Source organism: Streptomyces sp. NPDC004561 (genome assembly GCF_053602155.1).
Window position 1 is genome coordinate 11,464 of the sequence record NZ_JBSGDB010000053.1, and the last position, 17,825, is coordinate 29,288.

A 17,825-nucleotide genomic window follows, 5' to 3' on the forward strand; every position below is an offset into this window, starting at 1 on the left:
GGGCCCGGGAGCCGGCGCCTCAGACGCTGCGCACCTCGTACGCCGCCACCCGGACCGAGCCGTCGTCCAGGCACTGCCCGCCGGCCAGGTCGAAGCGCTGCTTGAGGAGCGGGGACGCCACGAACGGGCGGCCCTCGTGGGTGCCGGTCAGACCGCGGGAGAGCACGGCCGCGCCGGTGAAGGGGTCGCGGTTGTCGATGGCGTACAGCTGGTCGGCGCGGTCGCGGAACAGGGCCACCTGGCGGCCGTCCGGCAGCAGGGCGGCCACCCCGCGGCCCGGCGCCAGCGCGCCCAGGTCGCAGGCCGTGAACCAGCCGTCGGACAGGCGGAGCTGGACCTTCAGGTCGGTGGTCTCGGGGGCCAGGGTCATCGCTGGGCGCTTCCTTCCAGGACGTCGTCGGAGGGCCGGATGCCGATGGACAGCAGCGGCAGGTCGGGCTTGATCTGGTCGCGCTCGGGGACGAAGGCGACGACCGGGTCGGGGGTGTCCGGCGCGTTCACGAAGGACACGAACCGGGCCAGCTTCTCGGGGTCGTTGACGGTCTCCGCCCACTCGTCGCGGTAGTGGGCGACGTGGGCGGCCATCAGCGCCTCCAGCTCGTCGCAGATGCCGAGCGAGTCGTGCACCACCACGTCCCGCACATGGTCCAGGCCGCCCGGGATCCGCTCCAGCCAGCCCGCGGTGCGTTCCAGCCGGTCGGCGGTGCGGATGTAGAACATCAGGAACCGGTCGATCAGCCGGACCAGTTCGGCGTCGGACAGGTCCTGGGCCAGCAGGTCCGCGTGGCGCGGGGTCGCGCCGCCGTTGCCGCCGACGTAGAGGTTCCAGCCGCTCGCGGTGGCGATCACGCCGAAGTCCTTCGACTGGGCCTCGGCGCACTCACGGGCGCATCCGGAGACGGCGGACTTCAGCTTGTGCGGGGACCTCAGGCCCCGGTAGCGCAGCTCCAGGTCGATCGCCATGCGGACCGAGTCCTGCACTCCGTACCGGCACCAGGTGGAGCCGACGCAGGACTTCACCGTGCGCAGCGACTTGCCGTAGGCGTGCCCGGACTCGAAGCCGGCGTCCACCAGCCGGGCCCAGATCAGCGGGAGCTGCTCCACTCGGGCGCCGAACATGTCGATCCGCTGACCGCCGGTGATCTTGGTGTAGAGGCCGAAGTCCCGGGCGATCTCGCCGATCACGATCAGCTTCTCGGGGGCGATCTCACCGCCGGGGATGCGCGGCACGACCGAGTACGAGCCGTTCCTCTGGAGGTTGGCGAGGAAGTGGTCGTTGGTGTCCTGCAGGGCCGCCTGCTCGCCGTCCAGGACATAGCCGCTCGCGCCGATCGTCGGGGCGAGGGAGGCGATGATCGAGCCGACGGCCGGCTTGCAGGTCTCGCAGCCGTCGCCGCCCCGGGCGCCCTCGCGGCCGTAGCGGTCCAGCAGCTCCCGGTACGACGTGAGGCGCAGGGCGAGGACGATCTCGTACAGCTCCTCGCGGGTCCGGTCGAAGCAGCCGCACAGGCCCTTGTCGACCTCGACGCCGGACGCCTCCAGCTCGGCGGTGACCAGCTGCCCCAGCACCTTCACACAACTGCCGCAGCCGGTACCGGCCTTGGTGCACTTCTTCACCTCGGGAACGGTGGTGCAGCGGTGCTCGGTGACGGCGCCGCGGATGGTGCCCTTGCTGACGTTGTGGCAGGAGCAGATGACCGCCTCGTCCGGCAGGGCGGTGGGACCGAGCCGGTCCCCCGAGTCCGCTCCGGCGGGCAGGACGAGGGACTCGGGGGAGATGGGGGGCACGGAGCCGGTGAGCGCGCGCAGGGTGCCGTACGCCTCGGCGTCGCCGACGAGGATGCCGCCGAGCAGGGTGCCGTCCCGGCCGATGACCAGCTTCTTGTACAGGCCGGCGCGGGAGTCGGAGTAGACGACGTCCAGGCAGTCCGCGGTGGTGCCGTGCGCGTCGCCGAAGGAGGCGACGTCCACGCCGAGCAGCTTCAGCTTGGTCGACAGGTCGGCGCCGGTGAACGAGGCGTCGTCGGCGGCGATCGTGGCCGCGGCGGTCTGCGCCTGCTCGTAGCCGGGCGCCACCAGGCCGTAGACCCGGCCGTCCGTCGCCAGCGCGCACTCGCCGATCGCGAACACGTGCGGGTCGGTGACCGTACGGCAGCGCTCGTCCACCGCGATGCCGCCGCGCTCGCCGACCGCGAGGCCGCAGTCCCGGGCGAGCTGGTCGCGCGGGCGGACGCCGGCGCTGAACACCACCATGTCGACGCCGAGTTCGGAGCCGTCGGACAGCTTCATGCCGGTGACGGCGCCGTCGTCGCCGGTGACGATCTCCTGGGTGCCGGTGCCGGTGTGCACGGTCAGGCCCATGCCCTCGATGGTCCGCAGCAGGGCCGCGCCGCCGCCCTCGTCGACCTGCACCGGCATCAGGCGCGGCGCGAACTCCACGATGTGCGTGTCGAGTCCGAGGCCCTTGAGCGCGCCGGCCGCCTCCAGGCCCAGCAGACCGCCGCCGACCACGGCACCCGTCGTCGCCCGCTTCCCGGCGTACTCCTCGATGGCCAGCAGGTCCTCGATGGTCCGGTAGACGAAGCAGCCCGCGGCGTCCTTGTGCGGCACGGGCGGCACGAACGGGTAGGAGCCGGTGGCGAGGACGAGCACGTCGTAGCCGACGACGAGCCCGGAGCGGGCGGTGACCGTGCGGGCCGCCCGGTCCACGGACTCGGCCGGGTCGCCGAGGCGCAGCTCGATGCCGTGGTCCTCGATGAACCGGGGGTCGGTCAGGGACAGGTCCTCGGGCGTCCGGCCCGAGAAGTACGAGGTCAGCTGCACGCGGTCGTATGCCGGACGCGGCTCCTCGCAGAGCACGACCACGCGGTGCGTGGCGGTCAGGCCGCGCTCGGCGAGCGCTTCGAGGAAGCGCTGGCCGACCATGCCGTGGCCGACGAGCACGATCGTGGGGGTGGCCCCCGGGGTGGCGGTCATTCAGGAGCCTCCATCGGTGGTGAGCAGGTGGAGCAGGGGGCCGTCGCCGGGGAGCGGCTCCGCTCCCTCCCAGGCGCGCGCCAGCGCGCCGACGGTGCCGAGTTCGCCGACGAGGACCCCGCCGACCAGGCGGTCGTCGCGGACGACGACCTTGCGGTAGGTGCCCCGGGTGGCGTCGGCGAGCTGTACGACGTCGTCCCCGGGGAGTGGCTCGGTCTCGCCGAACGCGGCGAGGTCGAAGGGGGAGTGCGGCCCGGTCAGGGTCAGCCGGGTCAGGGCGCGGGTGCCGGTGTAGCGGGCGTGCGTGGCGCCCGCGATGGACTCGGCGAGGAAGTCGGCCTGTTCCAGGGCGGGGGCGGCCAGGCCGTAGACCGTGCCGTCGTGCTGGGCGCAGTCGCCGACGGCACGGATGCGCAGGTCGGAGGTGCGCAGTTCGTCGTCGACGATGATCCCCTTGCGGACGGCGAGACCCGCCTGCTCCGCGAGGCCCGTGCGCGGGTGCACCCCGCAGGCGACCACCACGAGGTCGGCGTCGAGCGCGTACCCGTCGGCCAGCTCCACAGAGCGGACCGCGCCGCCGGCCGAGCGCACGTCCCGCACCCGGCACTCGGTGTGCACCTCGACGCCCAGGCCGGTCAGATGCCGCAGCACCAGCCGGGAGGCGTCCGGGTCGAGCTGGCGTTCCATGAGCCGTTCGGACTGCTGGGCGAGGACCACCTGCGCGCCGCGCACGGCGAGCGCACGGGCGGCGGACACCCCCAGCAGCCCGCCCCCGACGACGACCGCGCGCACCCCCGGACGGACCGCCCCGGCCAGGCCCAGGCAGTCGTCCATGGTGCGGAACGCGTGGACGCCCTCGGGGAGCCGGTGGTCCGGGGTGAACAGTCCCCGCAGCGGCGGCAGCACCGGGTTGGAGCCGGTCGCCAGGACCAGCGTGTCGTACGCGATCGAGGTGCCGTCCGCGCAGCCGACGGTCCGGGCGGCGCGGTCGATGCCGGTGACCCGGGCGCGCAGCAGCCCGTCGGGCACCGGCAGGCCGATCACCTCGGGGGCGTACCGGCCGGCCAGCACCTCGGCGAGCAGCACCCGGTTGTACGGCGGATGCTCCTCCTCACCGACGAGGAGCGCGGGCACGCCCAGCTCGCCGAGCCGCCGGGCGAGCCGGACGCCCGCGAGGCCGGCGCCGATCACCACCACACGCGTTTTCGAGGTCATGCGACGAGCGTGCGGGGCGGACGTTTCCCGGTGGCATCACCTCTGTTTCCCGTGCGGAACGCTGCCCTCAGCACGGGTGCGCGGGGGGTGTGAGGGTCCTCCGTGCGCCCCGGGAGGACTGTGCGGCCGGGGCGCGCCGGGCCCGGGTTAGGGTCCTGACCATGCCCGACATACCCGTGACCGTCGTAGCCCTGCTGTGCGTGGCCGCCCTCGCGGCCGGCTGGATCGACGCGGTGGTGGGCGGGGGCGGGCTGCTGCTCCTGCCGGCCCTGCTGCTCGGGCTGCCGGCGGCCACCCCGGCCGCGTGCGCCCTCGGCACCAACAAGGCGATCGCGATCGTCGGCACCACCGGCGCCGCGGTGACCTACGCCCGCAGGGCGCCGGTGGACGTCGGCACGGCCGTACGCATCGGGCTCGCCGCCCTCGCGGGCTCCTCGGCGGGCGCCTTCTTCGCGGCCGGTATGAGCACGGAGGTCCTCAAGCCGGTGATCATGGTGGTGCTGCTCGGGGTCGCCGCCTTCGTGATCCTGCGGCCCGCCTTCGGCACGGCCCCCGCGGCGGGCCCGGCCACCCGCCGCCAGAAGCTCGCCGCGATCGGGCTGGCCGGCCTGGGCATCGGCTTCTACGACGGCCTGATCGGGCCCGGCACCGGCACGTTCCTGGTCCTCGCGCTCACCGCGCTGCTGCCGCTGGACCTGGTCCGCGCCTCCGCCACCGCGAAGATCGTCAACTGCTGCACCAACGCCGGCGCCCTCGCGATGTTCGCCTGGCAGGGCACGGTGCTGTGGGAACTCGCCGCCCTCCTGGCCGTCTTCAACCTCGCGGGCGGCACCCTCGGCGCGCGGACCGCGCTGAAGCAGGGCAGCGGCTTCGTCCGGGTGGTGCTGCTGACGGTCGTCCTCGCGCTGGTGGCGAACCTGGGTTACGAACAGTGGCTCGCCTAGGAGTGGAGGACCGCGGTCAGCGGGCGGCCCGTCTCAGCGGCTGCCCGTCAGATGCGCGAAGACGACCACGTTGCCCTGGTATCCGGTGGCCTTCGAGTAGCCGCCGCCGCAGGTGATGACGCGGAGTTCGGGGCGGTGGGCGGCGCCGTACACCTTCTCGTCGGGGAAGTCGCGGGCCGAGTAGACCTCCACCGCGTCCACGGTGAACTCGGCCACCGTGCCGTCCCGGCGGTCGATCTCGATGCGGGTGCCCCGCTTCAGCGCGCCCAGGTCGTAGAAGACGGCGGGGCCCTCGGTGTTGTCGACATGGCCGGCGACGATCGCGGTGCCCGTCTCGCCGGGCGTGGTGCCGGCCTCGTACCAGCCGGCCAGGTTCTTGTCCTTGGCGGGCGGCACGTCGAGGCTGCCGGAGCGGGTCAGGGCGAGGCCCATCAGGGGGGCGTTCACGCGGATCGACGGGATCCGGATGCGCAGGGGAGGGGAGGGCGGCAGCGAGGGTGCGGCGAGCCGTTCCTCGCCCGGGTCGGGGCGGCCCTCGGCGGCCGTCGGCTGCGGGGGCGTGTGCGTCTGCGAGCCCAGCAGCCACACGCCCGAACCGAGGGCGACGACGGTGACGGCGGCTATCGCGGTGTCCCCGAGCCTGCGCGTACGGGCCGCACGCGTGCGCGTCCTGCGCATACGAACCCCTCTCCCGGAGGCGAACCCCCGAACTCGGCCTGGTCAGGCCCCGGCCTGGGGCGGCCGACCCCTTCCCCCTCCGGGTCGCGAGGGGCGTCGGACCCGGAGGGGGCGGGATGTGCGGTACCGGCGACGGACAGCGGAGGGTGTCCGTCAGATCCCGTCGCCTCTCGCCCGGCGATGCAGGAGCCAGGTACCGCCCGCGGCGGCGACGGCCAGAGCCGCCACACCCGCCGTGGTCTGCACGGGGTCGGGGCCGAGTGCGCCGCCGACCCCCGTCTTCACGCTTCCTCGCGGCTGCACCTGGTCGTGCGCCGTGCTCAACGCGACCACCAGGTCGCCCGTCACCTGCCGGTCGCCCTCGGCGCACTTCGCGACGATCTCGTACGTCCCCGGCTGCGCGCTCGCCGGCACCCGGAACCCGCCGATCGCCTCGCCCTCGTGTGCGCTGGGCGCCAGCGTGAAGGTGCCGGCGCCGACCGCGCTCGCGTCCCCGGTGGCGGCGCCCTTGTCCCCGCACGCGGCGGTGTTCACGGTGACCGGGCTGTCCGGCGTCACGGTGGAGGGGTACACGTCCAGGCTGCCGGCCTGAGCGCCACGGAGCTCAGCCGCCGGTGCCGCGCCGCCGGCGTAGGCGGGTGCCGTGGCGAGGCCCGCCGCGGCCACGGCGAGCGCGGTACCGGTCAGCAGCCGGGCGGTGCGTCGCATGGTGCTCCCCAGAGCTCGGGTTCCGACTCGATCAGGGGACGCGCCCCTGCTCTTCCGAGGTAAGACGCAGTCCGGAAGATCCGCTTCCTGAGGGCGCGTCAGGAATGCGGTGAACGGGTGGCGGGGGCGGCCCCCACAAGGGCTAGCGGCGCCGGGTTCCGGCAGGTCATGGACGTGCGCGGCGCCGGGTGCGAAGTACACACGATTGGCCCACCACCCACCGGCGGCACGCCCTCCTGATGGATCGTCAGCCGTTCAACCAATTTCTTCACCAAGGGCGAGTCCGAAATCGGACCGGTCGGCCGTCGTAAACGAGACAGGCCGCCTTTGGCTGGTTCTCGTCTCTTGACTTACTCAAGATCAACATAGCTATAGTGACGCGCAGTTGCGCAAGATCATCGGTCTTGTGAACGCCGGAGGAACAATCCTCTGTGTGGTGCGCGCAAAAGCCGTCACATGGCTCAGTCAAAAACGACGAGGGGAACCCCACATGCCCTCAATGCCGACAACAGATCCCAGTGCTCTCTACAGTCCGGTGACCGATACCCGCATGGTGCGGGGAGAGGGCGTATACCTCTACGACGCGGACGGCCGGGCCTATCTGGACTGCGGTGCCGGGACCTTCAACATGAGTCTCGGCTACCAGCATCCGGCCGTGGTCGCGGCACTGAAGAAGCAGGCGGACCAGCTGATCGACACGGCGGCCCGCTTCCAGACCGACCAGGTCAACCGCCTGGCACGGCGGCTGGTGGACCTCGCCCCGGCCCGGATCGCCAAGGCCCATCTCAACGTCTCCAGCGGATCCACCGCGAACGAGGGCGCCATCAAAATGGCGCAGCACGCGACCGGGAAGCGTGATGTCGTCACCACGTTCCGCGCCCATGTCGGGCAGACGATGTGGATGCTCAGTCTGTCTGGAAACGCTTTCCGTAAAGAACCCTTCCCGATGCTGATGCCGGGCGGCCTCCAGGTTCCCGACCCGTATTGCTACCGATGTTTCTATGCCCAGGATCCCGGCTCCTGCCGCATGCTCTGCGTCGAGCGCATCAATGATTTCCTCGAATTCGCCAGCAGCGGGAATGTTGCGGCCATTCTCGTGGAAGCGATTTCCGGAAACGGCGGAAACATCGTGCCGCCCCCCGGCTACTTCCAGCAGCTGCGCAGCCTGTGCGACGAGCACGGCATCATGCTGATCCTTGACGAGATCCAGACCGGCATCGGCCGCACCGGCCGCATGTTCGCGGCCGAGCACTTCGGTGTGGAGCCCGACGCGATGACCCTGGCCAAGGGGCTGGGCGGCTCCGGCGCGCAGGTCGCGGCCATCCTGGCGAGCGAGCCGATGAGCGGTCTGGCGCCGACGGAGCACTCCTTCACCTACGGCACCAACCTCATGGCGTCGGCCGCCGCGCTGGCCACCCTCGACGTGATCGACGACCCCGGCTTCCTCGCCAACGTGCGGGCCACCGGCGCCCACATCATGCAGCGGCTGACGGAACTTCAGGCGGGTTTCCCGGTCATCGGGGACGTACGCGGTGTCGGCCTCATGATCGGCATCGAGATCGTGGGGGCGGACAAGGCCCCGAACGTCGAGCTGGCCAACCTGCTGGCCGAGCGCGCCATGGACCACGGCCTGGTCGTCCGGCCCTCGCGGTCCGGCAAGGGCAACGTCCTCAAGATCAAGCCCCCGCTGGTCCTCACGCTCGCCGAGGCCGACCTGATCTGCGACCGGCTGGAGCAGCTGTTCCGCGCCCACTGCGGCTGAGCCGCACCGCATCCGCTCAACCGCCGCTGTCGCAAAGGACCCACGCATGACGCTCACGGCACCCCACGCGCTGCCGCACTTCATCGGTGAACTCCGCCCCGAAGGACTGGAAGAACGCATCAAGGAGAGCGACGGGCTGCTGACGTTCTCCTGCCCGGACGACGAGACCCTGCTGCGGGCCGCGCAGTCGGTCGGCGAGGTCATGCTGCACCGGGACAGCGACGCCCGGGGCATCACGCCGATCCGGCTGACCGAGGGCAAGACCGATGTCGGACTCACCACCGGCGAACTGCTCGCCCACACCGACCGGCCGGCGATCGGGGAACCGCCGCGCTATCTGTTCCTCCGGTGCGAGCGGGCCTCCGGAGAGGGCGGGGAGACCGTGCTCTACCGGGGCGCCGACGTCGCCCGCCATCTGACGGAGCACGACCGGCCGGCCCTGGAGGCGGTCACCGCGCCGGACGCGGCGATCTTCCGGACCGGGGACCACGAGCACACCGGCCCCATCCTCGGGATCGCCGACGGCGAAGTCGTGGACGTACGGCTGCGCTTCGACCGGTTCGTGCACTTCTCCTGGGACGCCGTCCGGGCCCTGCCCGCGTTCCGGTCCGCGCTCGCGGCCGTGGCGACGACGTTCGCGCTGCGGCCCGGCGAGGGGTACCTCCTCGACAACCGCACCTGGTTCCACGGCCGGACCGCCTACACGGGCGACCGGGAACTCTCCCGGATCATGGTGGCCTGATGCGCGTCCTGCTCGCGAGCCACACCCCGCTGGACGGGTCGGGCAGTGGCATCTACCTCCGCAAGGTCGCCGAACGCCTGCTGGCCCTCGGACACGAGGTGGCCACCCTGTGCCCGGCCGGCAGCACCGTCGAGGAACTCCCCTTCCGGCAGGAGGTCATCGGCACCCCCGCCCGGCCCGGACGCTGGAACCTCCCCTTCCCGTTCCCGAGCTTCAGCGGCCACCGGGACAGCTCCCTCCTCTACGAGGAGCTCTCCGCCGACGACATCGCCGTCTACCTCGACGTGTGGACCACCGCGCTGCGCGACCTGGCGAAGGACTTCGGCGCCGACGTCCTGCACGTGAACCACGCCTTCCTCATCGCGTACGCCGCCGCGCGGATCCCGGAACTGCCCTACGTGGTGGTCTCGCACGGAAGCGAGTTCTTCCGAGACTCCGGTTCGGCGTTCGGTTCGTACCAGCGGGCCGGACTGCGCGGCGCACGCGGACTCGTCGCCATCACCCCGGGCATCGGCGGCCTGATGAGCGAGGCGGCCGGCTGTGCCCCGGACCGCGTCCACATCGTGTCGCCCGGCTTCGACCCGGACGTCTTCCGGCCGAGGGACGTCGACCGCGACGCGGTCCTCCGGTCGTACGGACTCTCCGGCGGGCGCCCCTGCGTGGCCTACGTGGGACGGCACGTCCGCTACAAGCGGGTCCCGGACCTGCTGGCCGCGCTCGCCGCGCTCCCGGCCGCCGAACGCCCGCAGGCCCTGGTGGTCGGAGACGGGCCCGCGCTGGACGAGGCGAAGGAGGCCGCGCGCCGGCTGGCCCTGCCCGACACGGTGTTCGCGGGACACGTCGGGGACCCCGACCGCATCGCCCGGCTGCTCGCCGCGCTCGATCTGCTGGTGCTGCCGAGCGAGAACGACCCCTACCCGATGACCGCCATCGAAGCGCTCGCCTGCGGCACCCCGGTGCTGACCAGCGACCGCTGCGGGGTGACCGACATCGTCGCCGACGTGGCCGGTGCCGTGTACCCCACGGGCGACACCCGCGCCCTCGCCGCGCTCCTGCGGGAGGCGGTCCACGACGACTGGAAGACCGCGCGCGGGCCCCAGGGCCCCGCACGGGTGGCGGCCAAGACCTGGCAGGCCCTCACCGCCCGGCTGCTGGACGTCTACACCCGGGCCGCCGGCGCCCCCGCCCCGAGCGGCGCGACCCCCCACCACACGGACGAGGCGGAGCAGTGCACGACATGACGGTGCGCAGGGCGGGTCCCGAGGACCTCGCCGGCATCATGGAGCTGTGGCGCGCGGCCGGGCACCGCCCGAGCGAGACCGACAACGCCGAGAGCCTGACCGCGCTCCTCCACCACCCCCACGCGGCCCTGTTCGCCGCGTTCGACGGCGACACCCCGGTCGGCTCGGCACTCCCCGCCTGGGACGGCTGGCGCGCGACCTTCTACCGCGTCGTGCTCCACCCCCGGTGGCAGGAGCGCGAGGACGTCGGACAGGAGCTGATCGCGGCCGGCACGTCATGGCTGCGGCAGCTCGGCGCCGAGCGGATCAGCGCCCTGGCCGACGGCTCGCCCGAGGCCCACCGGCTCTGGGAGAAGGCGGGCTTCCGCCCCGACCCGGCGAGCCACCGGTACGTACGGCAGGCCGCGCCGGCGACGGAGAGCCGGCCGTGAAGCCCGCCGTGCGTCCCGAAGGACAGCGAGAGCCGGCCCCGGCCGACCCGTTGGCCCGCCCCGCCGTGGAGCAGGCCGACCCCCGGCGGATGATCGACGACGTCGTCGCCCAGCCCGCCCACCTCCGCGACGCGCTGGACCTCCTGCGCGAAGTGGAGCTGCCCCGGGGCGACTTCCCGGGCGGACTCGTGGTGTGCGGGGTCGGCGGCTCCGGTCTCGCCGGAGACGTGACCTCGGCCGTGCTCGGGCCGCGCGCCCGGCGGCCGGTCCACACGGTCCGCGACTACCGTCCGTGGCCCTGGCTCGACGGCAACACCCTCGTCCTGTGCCCCAGCTACTCCGGCAACACGGACATCACCCTGGAGTACTTCACGGCCGCGCGGGAGGCCGGCGCGGCCGTCGTCGCCCTGACCGGCGGCGGACGGCTCGCCGAACTCGCGGCCGGGCGGGGGACACCTTTGGTGCGGGTGCCCGCCGGGTACCAGCCGCGGGCGGTGACGTCGTACGCGATCGTGACCGCGCTCGCCTGCGCCGCCGCGGCCGGCGCCGGCCCTGACCTGCGTGAGGAGATCGCCGACGCCGCCGACTTCCTCCAGGAGCTGGTCGAGGAGTGGGGCCCGCAGTCGCCGCCCGACTCCCTGGCCAAGAAGCTCGCCCGCGACCTGACGGGCACCACGGCGCTCGTCTACGGCACCGGCCCCACCGCCGCGGTCGCGCACCGCTGGAAGACCCAGCTCAACGAGACGGGCAAACAGGCCGCCTTCGCCTCGGAGGTCCTGGAGGCCGACCACCACGAGCTGTGCGTCTGGGACCATCTGGACCCGGCCCGCTGGTCGGCCGTCTTCCTCGCGGACCCCGCGGACCAGCACCCGCGTGCGCTGCACCGGCTGGAGCTGACGGCCCAGCTCGTCGCGGGCACCGGAGCGGCCGCCCACTGGATCCCCGCCCGGGGCGCGACGCGCATTCAGCGGGTCCTCTCCCTCGTGCTGCTCGCCGACTTCGTGAGCGTGTACGCGGCGGCGCTGTCCGGCGTGGACCCCTCGGACATTCCCTTGATCTCACGGCTGAACCGACTGGTCGGGGGCTACCGCCCCGGGCCCGGCGAGCAGGCCCGGCAACCCCAGAAAGCAGGACAAGAGTGATAAGGCGCAGGACCTACCCCTCGTTCCGCACCGTCCTCTCCCAGAACGCCCCGGTGCGGGTCGCCGGCGCCCATGACGCGCTCGGCGCCAAACTCGCCGAGCAGGCCGGCTTCCAGGCCGTGTGGTCCTCCAGCCTGGAGGTGTCCGCCGCGCGCTGCCTGCCCGACGCGAGCCTGCTCAGCATGACCGAGTACCTCCAGGCCGCCGCGCACATGCAGAGCGCCATCGGCATCCCGGTGGTGGCCGACTGCGACACCGGCTACGGCAACACGCTGAACGTCGTGCACATGGTGCACGAGTACGAGGCCGCCGGGATCACCGCCGTCTGCATGGAGGACAAGCTCTTCCCGAAGATGAACAGCTTCGCGGAGGCGGCCCACGACCTGCTGGCCGTCGGCGACTTCACCGGCAAGCTCGAAGCCGCCAAGAAGGCGCAGAGCACCGAGGACTTCTTCGTCATCGCCCGCACCGAGGCCCTGATCAGCGGCCTCGGGGTCGACGAGGCGGTGACCCGGTGCACCGCCTACGCCGACGCCGGCGCCGACGCCGTACTGGTGCACTCCAAGCAGCCGACCAACGGCCAGGTGCTGGACTTCCTGGAGCGGTGGGACGGGCGGGTGCCGGTCGTGATCGTGCCGACCACCTACCCGGACTGGACCGTGGACGACGCGGCCGCCGCGGGCGTCTCCGTCGTCATCTACGCCAACCAGGGCATGCGGGCCACCGTCACCGCCCTGCGCGACACCTTCAACACCATCTACCAGTACGGCAGTTCGAAGCCGATCGAGGACGAGGTGGTGCCGGTCAAGGACATCTTCTCGCTGCAGCGGCTGGACGAGTGGACGGCGATAGGCGCGTGATCACCGCCCAGCGCTTCTGCGACGAACTGCACGAGCACGGCATCGACTTCGTCACCGGAGTCCCCTGCTCCTTCTTCTCCGGACCGATCACCCGGCTCACCCGCGAGGGCCGCTACGTCCCCGCGCCCAACGAGGGCTCCGCGCTGGCCCTGGCCGCCGGTGCCGCGGCCGCCGGCCGCCGGACCGCCGTCGTCGCCCAGAACTCGGGCCTCGGCAACCAGATCAACCCGCTGACCTCGCTGAGCATGACGTACCGGATTCCGACCCTGGTCTTCATGAGCCTGCGGGGCTGGCCCGACCCGGCCGGCGACGAGCCGCAGCACGAGGTCATGGGCGCGACGACGCTGCCCATCCTGGCCACGCTCGGCGTGCGGCACCGGGTGCTGACGGGCGACGAGACCAGCCTCAAGGAGGTCCTCGCCGCCTCGCTCGACGCCGTCGACCGGGGCCGGCCCGCGTTCGTACTGGTCCAGCGCGGCGCGATCGGCGCGGAACCCGGCGAGGCGGCGGCCGCCGACGACACCCTGCCCACCAGGAGCGAGGTGCTGCGCCGGGTCCTGCCACGGCTCAAGGGGCTGCCGCTGGTCGCCACGACCGGCTACACCTCCCGCGACCTCTTCGCGGCCGGCGACGCCGACACCCACTTCTACATGCAGGGCTCGATGGGCCACGCCCTCGCCTTCGGGCTCGGCGTGGCGCAGGGCCGGCCCGCCGCGGGGCCCGTCGTGGTCCTCGACGGGGACGGCGCGGCCCTCATGCACATGGGGTCGATGTCGATGGTGGGAGCCGCCGCCCCCACCCCGCTGATCCACCTCGTCTTCGACAACCGGGCCTACGAGTCCACCGGCTGCCAGCTGACCACCTCGGGCACCACCGACTTCGCCGGGGTCGCCCGCGCCTGCGGCTACACCACGGCGGCCCACTGCCGCACCGCGGACGAGGTCGACACGGCCCTCGCCGCCGCCCTGGAACGCCCCGGGCCGCACTTCGTCGTGGCCACCGTCGGCCCCAACCGGGGCGCCGCCCCGCCCCGGGCCACCTCCGCGGTCGGCGCGCCCGAGATCTTCCGGCGGTTCGCCGGCGCGCTGAACGGCGCCGCCCGGTGATCGGGCCCGGACCGATCGCCACCGAGGCCCCGGACACGACCGCGCTGCACCTGGGCCGAGGGGCGATCGGCCGCCTGGGCGCGGTGCTGGACGGCTACGGCGCGCGCCGCGTCCTGGTCGTCGCCACGCCCCGGGCGCTGCGCTCGGTCCGGGCGGACGTCCTGCTCGACGGCGTGGCCTGGCTGCCGTTCCCCGCCTTCACCCCGAACCCGCGCCTGACGGACGTCCTCGCCGGATGCCGTCTGCGCGACGAGTGGCAGCCGGACCTGGTGCTCGGCATCGGCGGCGGCAGCGCGATGGACGTCGCCAAGGCGGTACGGGTGCTCCCGGCCGACGAGCCGGGCGCCCTGGCCGCCCTGCGCGGCGCCCCCGCCGGACCGGCTGGGGCGCCGGTGCCGCTGGTGCTGGTCCCCACCACCGCCGGCAGCGGCAGCGAGGCCACCACCTTCGCCACCGTCTACGCCGGCGGACGCAAGCACTCCCTGGACCACCCCCGGGTACGGGCCACGGCGGCGGTCGTCGACCCCGAGCTGGCCGCGTCCTGCCCGCCGGCGGTCACCACCAGCTGCGCGTTCGACGCGCTCAGCCACGCGATCGAGTCGTACTGGAGCCGGCGGGCCACCGGCGCCTCCCGCGGCCTGGCCCGCGAGGCGCTGGAGATCCTGATCCCGCTGGTGCGCGGCGACCTGACCGATCCCTCTCCCGGAGAGCGCGAGCGGCTGGCGCTGGGCGCGCTGCGCGCGGGCCAGGCCATCGACCTCACGCGCACCACCGCGGCGCACGCCTTCGCCTACGAGCTGACGATCCGCCACGGCGTCCCGCACGGCGTCGCCTGCCTGCTCCAGCTGCGCTGGCTCTTCGACCACAACCGGGACCGGGCGGGCACGGCCGGCGGGGGACCGGAGATCGCCGAGCTGGCACGGCTGCTCGACGTCGAACACCGCGCCGCCGGCGAGATGTTCACCGAACTGCTGCGGCGGCACGGCTGGTCCCCCCGGCTGCGCGACCACGGGGTGACGGCCGCCGACCTCGACTCGCTCGTCCGGGCCGGCCTCGCCGCCGGCGCCCGCGCGCGCAACAACCCGGTCGCCCTCGACCCGGACGCGGTCCGGGACGCCCTGGCACACGCCCTGTAGCGCGCTCAGGCAGCGCACCCGACCATCCCGCAGAAAGGAGATCCCGTGGCCACCCCCCACCCCGAGCCGCAGCCCGTCGACGAGGAGGGCTTCCGCGCCCGCGCCGGCGCCCTGCTCCGCGGCGCCGCCAACGACCTGAAACGCAACACCGAGGCGGCCGCCGCGGACCTCGGCCTGCCCGTGGACGCCTATCTCGACCAGGTCGAGGGCCGGCGCCCGTTCTCCGTGGACCTCGCGCACCGGGCGGCGGCCGTGTGGCCGCTCAACGAGCGCGACCTGATCCCGCTCCGCAACGACTGCCCCGACGGCGTCCGCGTCCACCGCGCCGAGGACTCGGTCGCCTCCGCCCGGATCTTCCAGCGCGGCGGCATCGACTACTACGAGTACCGGGACACCGCCATGTCCCGGCTCGCGTCCTTCCGCCCCGAGTGGATCAAAATGCTCTCGGTGGTGGACGACGACGACCCGCGCCACCCGAACGTGCACTGGAACAACGGTCATCTGCTGTACCAGTTCACGTACTTCGTCGGCCCCGTCAACTACTACTACCGCTGGGCCGGCCGGGATCACGTCCTGCGCATGAACACCGGCGACTCGATCTGGGGCCTGCCCTTCTCCCCGCACACCTTCACCTCGCGCGACGCCGGCCAGGACGCCTACATCCTCGCCCTGACCTACGGCGGCGAGCTGATGGGCGACGCCCAGCACGAACTGTCGGCGCTCGGCACCGAGGCGGCGGAGCGGTTCGCGTTCGACGCGGCGGACCCCCGGGCCGCGCACGCCGCGCTCCTCGCGTCCGTCCTCGACGCGGCGGCGCTCCCGGCCGACCGGCTCGCCGCCGACGCCGGCCTCGACGCGGCCCGCGTGCAGGACCTCCTGGCCGGGCGTGACCTGCCGAGCGGGCGGGAGACCGAGGCGATGGCCGCGGCCCTCGGCGTCTCGCCGCGTGATCTGCTGCCGGTCGTCGACGACACCCGCGACGGCGTCCGGTACCGCCCGGCCGAGGGCTCCCGGGAGTGGTCGTACCCGAGCGGCGCGCGCGAGTCGTACCGGATCAGGGAACTCGCCGGCAGCAGGCTGCACCCGCACTCCCGGGCCCTGGAGATCACCCCGGGCGCCGGGCCGGCGCCGGAGCCCCTGCGCACGTACCAGCACCAGTACCTGTACAACGTCGGCGCCGGTCCCGTCCGGATGACCTGGCGGTACCGCGACGAGGCGTTCGAGACGGTGCTGGAGCCGGGCGACTCGGCCTATGTCACCCCGTTCGTCCGGACCGCCTTCACCCAGCGCGACCCCCAGGGCGCGCCGGGACGCGTCCACGCGCTGCGCATCGGCGGACGCGTCACGACGGAGGGCCGGGCCGCGCTCGGCGCCATGTACCCCGGCAGCCTGCGCCGGTACCTGAACGAGGACCGCCAGTGGTACGAGGCGCGCGGGTCCGCCGCCGGCCGCTGAACCCCCCGTACGACACCGCCACTTCCTACCCACGAGGTTGTCCCATGCCCTCTGCCTCCCACCCGGTGCGGGTGCTGACCATCGGCTGGAAACCGGACGCCGCCGCTACCGCGCTGCACGCGCACGGCGCGGAGGTCACCTGCGCGGCGGCACCGGGCGACCTGGCCGCGGCCCGGGCGCACCCCGCCGTGCGGCGGGTCGTCCCGGTCGCGGACCCCGCTGACCTGGAGAGCGTCCTGGCGGGCCTCGACCGCGCCCGGCTCACGCCCTCCTCGTTCGACGTCGTGTGCAGCGCGGGCGAGTTCGAGATGGTCACGGCGAGCGCCCTCGGGGAGCTGGCCGGCCGGGCGGTCCTGCCGCTCGGCACGGCGGTGGCGCTGCGCGACAAGTACGTGCAGAAGCGACGCGTCCAGGAGGCCGGGCTGCCGGTGACCGACTGCCGGGTCGTCGAGGGCCTGGCGGCCGCGGTCGGCCGGTCCGACGGCTTCCCCTGTGTGGTCAAGCCGCTGGCCGGCGCCGGGACCATGGACACGCACCGCGTCGACACCGCCGCCGCCCTCACGGAGCTGGTGGCGTCGCCGGGTACCGCAGGCGACGGACTGTGGCTGGTGGAACGTTTCGTCAGCGGCACGGAACTGCATGTCGACGGGGTGGTCCGGGACGGCCGGGTCCTCGGCCTCGGTGTCAGCCGGTACCTGCACAACCTGATCGAGTTCCAGACCGGGGCGCTCGTCGGCTCGTTCACGCTCGACCCGGCCGGCCACGCCGGCCTGTACGCGGCCGCGCACCGGCTCACCGGCGCCGTGCTGGACGCGCTGGACCACCGCGACGGCGTGTTCCACCTGGAGATGTTCCACCAGGCCGACGGCGGACTCGTGTTCAGCGAGTGCGCGGGGCGGGTCGGCGGCGGCAAGATCGCCGCGATGCTGGACCGCCAGTTCGGCATCGACCTGCACGACGAGTGGGCGCGCAGCGTGCTCTCGCTGCCCTCGGCGCTCGCGGACTCCGGGCCGGCGGCCGGCGCGTCCGGCGGCAGCCACGGGTTCATCCACCTCATGGCCCCCGCCGGCCACGTGCGGCACGTGCCCGCCCGGGAGGAACTGCTGGCGCGTCCCGGCGTGGTGGCCACCGAGGTCGACCTCGTGGCGGGCCAGGTGGCACGCGAGGTCTGCGCCACCTCCCAGCGGGCCGCACGCGCCGTCGTCCGGGGCGCCGACGCCGCCGAGACCGAGGCCCGGCTGCGCGCACTGGCCGCGTGGTTCGCGACCGCCGTGACCACCACGTCCCCCCAGCCCGTATGACCCGCGGCCCAGAACCCGCCACCGGCGGGACCAGATCAGAGGTGACAGTGAATCCGAGCGAGATCCCGGCCGGCCCGCCGGCCGTGCCGGGTGGGCAACCGCGGGTGCTCCTGGTGGGCTGGCGGCCC

16 protein-coding genes are annotated in these 17,825 nt (G+C 73.5%); 11 read left to right on the plus strand and 5 right to left on the minus strand.

The genetic code is table 11. The features are described from left to right. Window positions 1-19 precede the first annotated feature (19 nt). The 3 genes from nirD to ACWEN3_RS10355 are packed head-to-tail and all read right to left on the minus strand — an operon-like array spanning window position 20 to window position 4,191. Window positions 20-370 carry a nitrite reductase small subunit NirD gene (nirD, locus tag ACWEN3_RS10345; protein WP_452968140.1) on the minus strand — a complete coding sequence of 117 codons (351 nt, stop codon included), beginning with the start codon at window positions 368-370 and terminating at the stop codon, window positions 20-22. Further along, window positions 367-2,976, minus strand: a complete 2,610-nt coding sequence (gene nirB, locus ACWEN3_RS10350; protein ID WP_452968143.1) for a nitrite reductase large subunit NirB — start codon at window positions 2,974-2,976, stop codon at window positions 367-369. The genes nirD and nirB overlap by 4 nt, the downstream gene beginning before the upstream one ends. Continuing rightward, window positions 2,977-4,191 carry an NAD(P)/FAD-dependent oxidoreductase gene (locus ACWEN3_RS10355; protein WP_452968145.1) on the minus strand — a complete coding sequence of 405 codons (1,215 nt, stop codon included), beginning with the start codon at window positions 4,189-4,191 and terminating at the stop codon, window positions 2,977-2,979. Window positions 4,192-4,352: 161 nt separating this feature from the next. Here ACWEN3_RS10355 and ACWEN3_RS10360 point away from each other — a divergent pair, with 161 nt between their 5' ends. Continuing rightward, window positions 4,353-5,135: a sulfite exporter TauE/SafE family protein gene (locus tag ACWEN3_RS10360; protein WP_452968147.1), complete on the plus strand. Its 783-nt coding sequence runs from the start codon at window positions 4,353-4,355 to the stop codon at window positions 5,133-5,135. A gap of 33 nt (window positions 5,136-5,168) precedes the next feature. Here the strand turns inward: ACWEN3_RS10360 and ACWEN3_RS10365 are convergent, their stop codons facing one another. Beyond that, window positions 5,169-5,813 (minus strand): class F sortase, encoded by a 645-nt coding sequence (locus ACWEN3_RS10365; protein ID WP_452968149.1) that lies wholly within the window; start codon window positions 5,811-5,813, stop codon window positions 5,169-5,171. Between the two features lie 153 nt (window positions 5,814-5,966). Then, on the minus strand, window positions 5,967-6,521 hold the full coding sequence (locus tag ACWEN3_RS10370) for a hypothetical protein (protein WP_452968152.1): 555 nt from the start codon (window positions 6,519-6,521) through the stop codon (window positions 5,967-5,969). Between the two features lie 385 nt (window positions 6,522-6,906). Between ACWEN3_RS10370 and ACWEN3_RS10375 the strand changes: the two genes are divergently transcribed. From ACWEN3_RS10375 to ACWEN3_RS10420, 10 genes are read left to right on the plus strand one after another with little or no spacing between them, the layout of a single operon-like run. Next, window positions 6,907-8,283, plus strand: a complete 1,377-nt coding sequence (locus ACWEN3_RS10375) for an aspartate aminotransferase family protein (RefSeq protein WP_452968154.1) — start codon at window positions 6,907-6,909, stop codon at window positions 8,281-8,283. Window positions 8,284-8,329: 46 nt separating this feature from the next. Next, window positions 8,330-9,025 (plus strand): TauD/TfdA family dioxygenase, encoded by a 696-nt coding sequence (locus ACWEN3_RS10380; protein ID WP_452968156.1) that lies wholly within the window; start codon window positions 8,330-8,332, stop codon window positions 9,023-9,025. Further along, window positions 9,025-10,266 carry a glycosyltransferase family 4 protein gene (locus ACWEN3_RS10385; protein ID WP_452968159.1) on the plus strand — a complete coding sequence of 414 codons (1,242 nt, stop codon included), beginning with the start codon at window positions 9,025-9,027 and terminating at the stop codon, window positions 10,264-10,266. Before ACWEN3_RS10380 ends, ACWEN3_RS10385 begins: the two co-directional genes overlap by 1 nt. Then, window positions 10,263-10,697 carry a GNAT family N-acetyltransferase gene (locus tag ACWEN3_RS10390; protein ID WP_452968162.1) on the plus strand — a complete coding sequence of 145 codons (435 nt, stop codon included), beginning with the start codon at window positions 10,263-10,265 and terminating at the stop codon, window positions 10,695-10,697. The genes ACWEN3_RS10385 and ACWEN3_RS10390 overlap by 4 nt, the downstream gene beginning before the upstream one ends. Continuing rightward, the gene (locus tag ACWEN3_RS10395) at window positions 10,694-11,839 is read left to right on the plus strand and encodes an SIS domain-containing protein (RefSeq protein ID WP_452968163.1); all 1,146 of its coding nucleotides are present in this window, start codon (window positions 10,694-10,696) and stop codon (window positions 11,837-11,839) included. Before ACWEN3_RS10390 ends, ACWEN3_RS10395 begins: the two co-directional genes overlap by 4 nt. Beyond that, entirely contained in the window at window positions 11,836-12,699 is an 864-nt protein-coding gene (locus tag ACWEN3_RS10400; RefSeq protein WP_452968166.1) for an isocitrate lyase/phosphoenolpyruvate mutase family protein, read from the plus strand. The genes ACWEN3_RS10395 and ACWEN3_RS10400 overlap by 4 nt, the downstream gene beginning before the upstream one ends. Beyond that, window positions 12,696-13,805, plus strand: coding sequence for a phosphonopyruvate decarboxylase (gene aepY, locus ACWEN3_RS10405; protein WP_452968168.1), 1,110 nt, complete (start codon window positions 12,696-12,698; stop codon window positions 13,803-13,805). The genes ACWEN3_RS10400 and aepY overlap by 4 nt, the downstream gene beginning before the upstream one ends. Continuing rightward, window positions 13,802-14,941, plus strand: a complete 1,140-nt coding sequence (locus ACWEN3_RS10410) for a phosphonoacetaldehyde reductase (RefSeq protein ID WP_452968171.1) — start codon at window positions 13,802-13,804, stop codon at window positions 14,939-14,941. Before aepY ends, ACWEN3_RS10410 begins: the two co-directional genes overlap by 4 nt. A gap of 45 nt (window positions 14,942-14,986) precedes the next feature. Continuing rightward, window positions 14,987-16,396, plus strand: coding sequence for a hypothetical protein (locus ACWEN3_RS10415; RefSeq protein WP_452968174.1), 1,410 nt, complete (start codon window positions 14,987-14,989; stop codon window positions 16,394-16,396). A 44-nt stretch (window positions 16,397-16,440) separates the two neighbouring features. After that, the gene (locus ACWEN3_RS10420) at window positions 16,441-17,697 is read left to right on the plus strand and encodes an ATP-grasp domain-containing protein (RefSeq protein ID WP_452968177.1); all 1,257 of its coding nucleotides are present in this window, start codon (window positions 16,441-16,443) and stop codon (window positions 17,695-17,697) included. Window positions 17,698-17,825 lie beyond the last annotated feature (128 nt).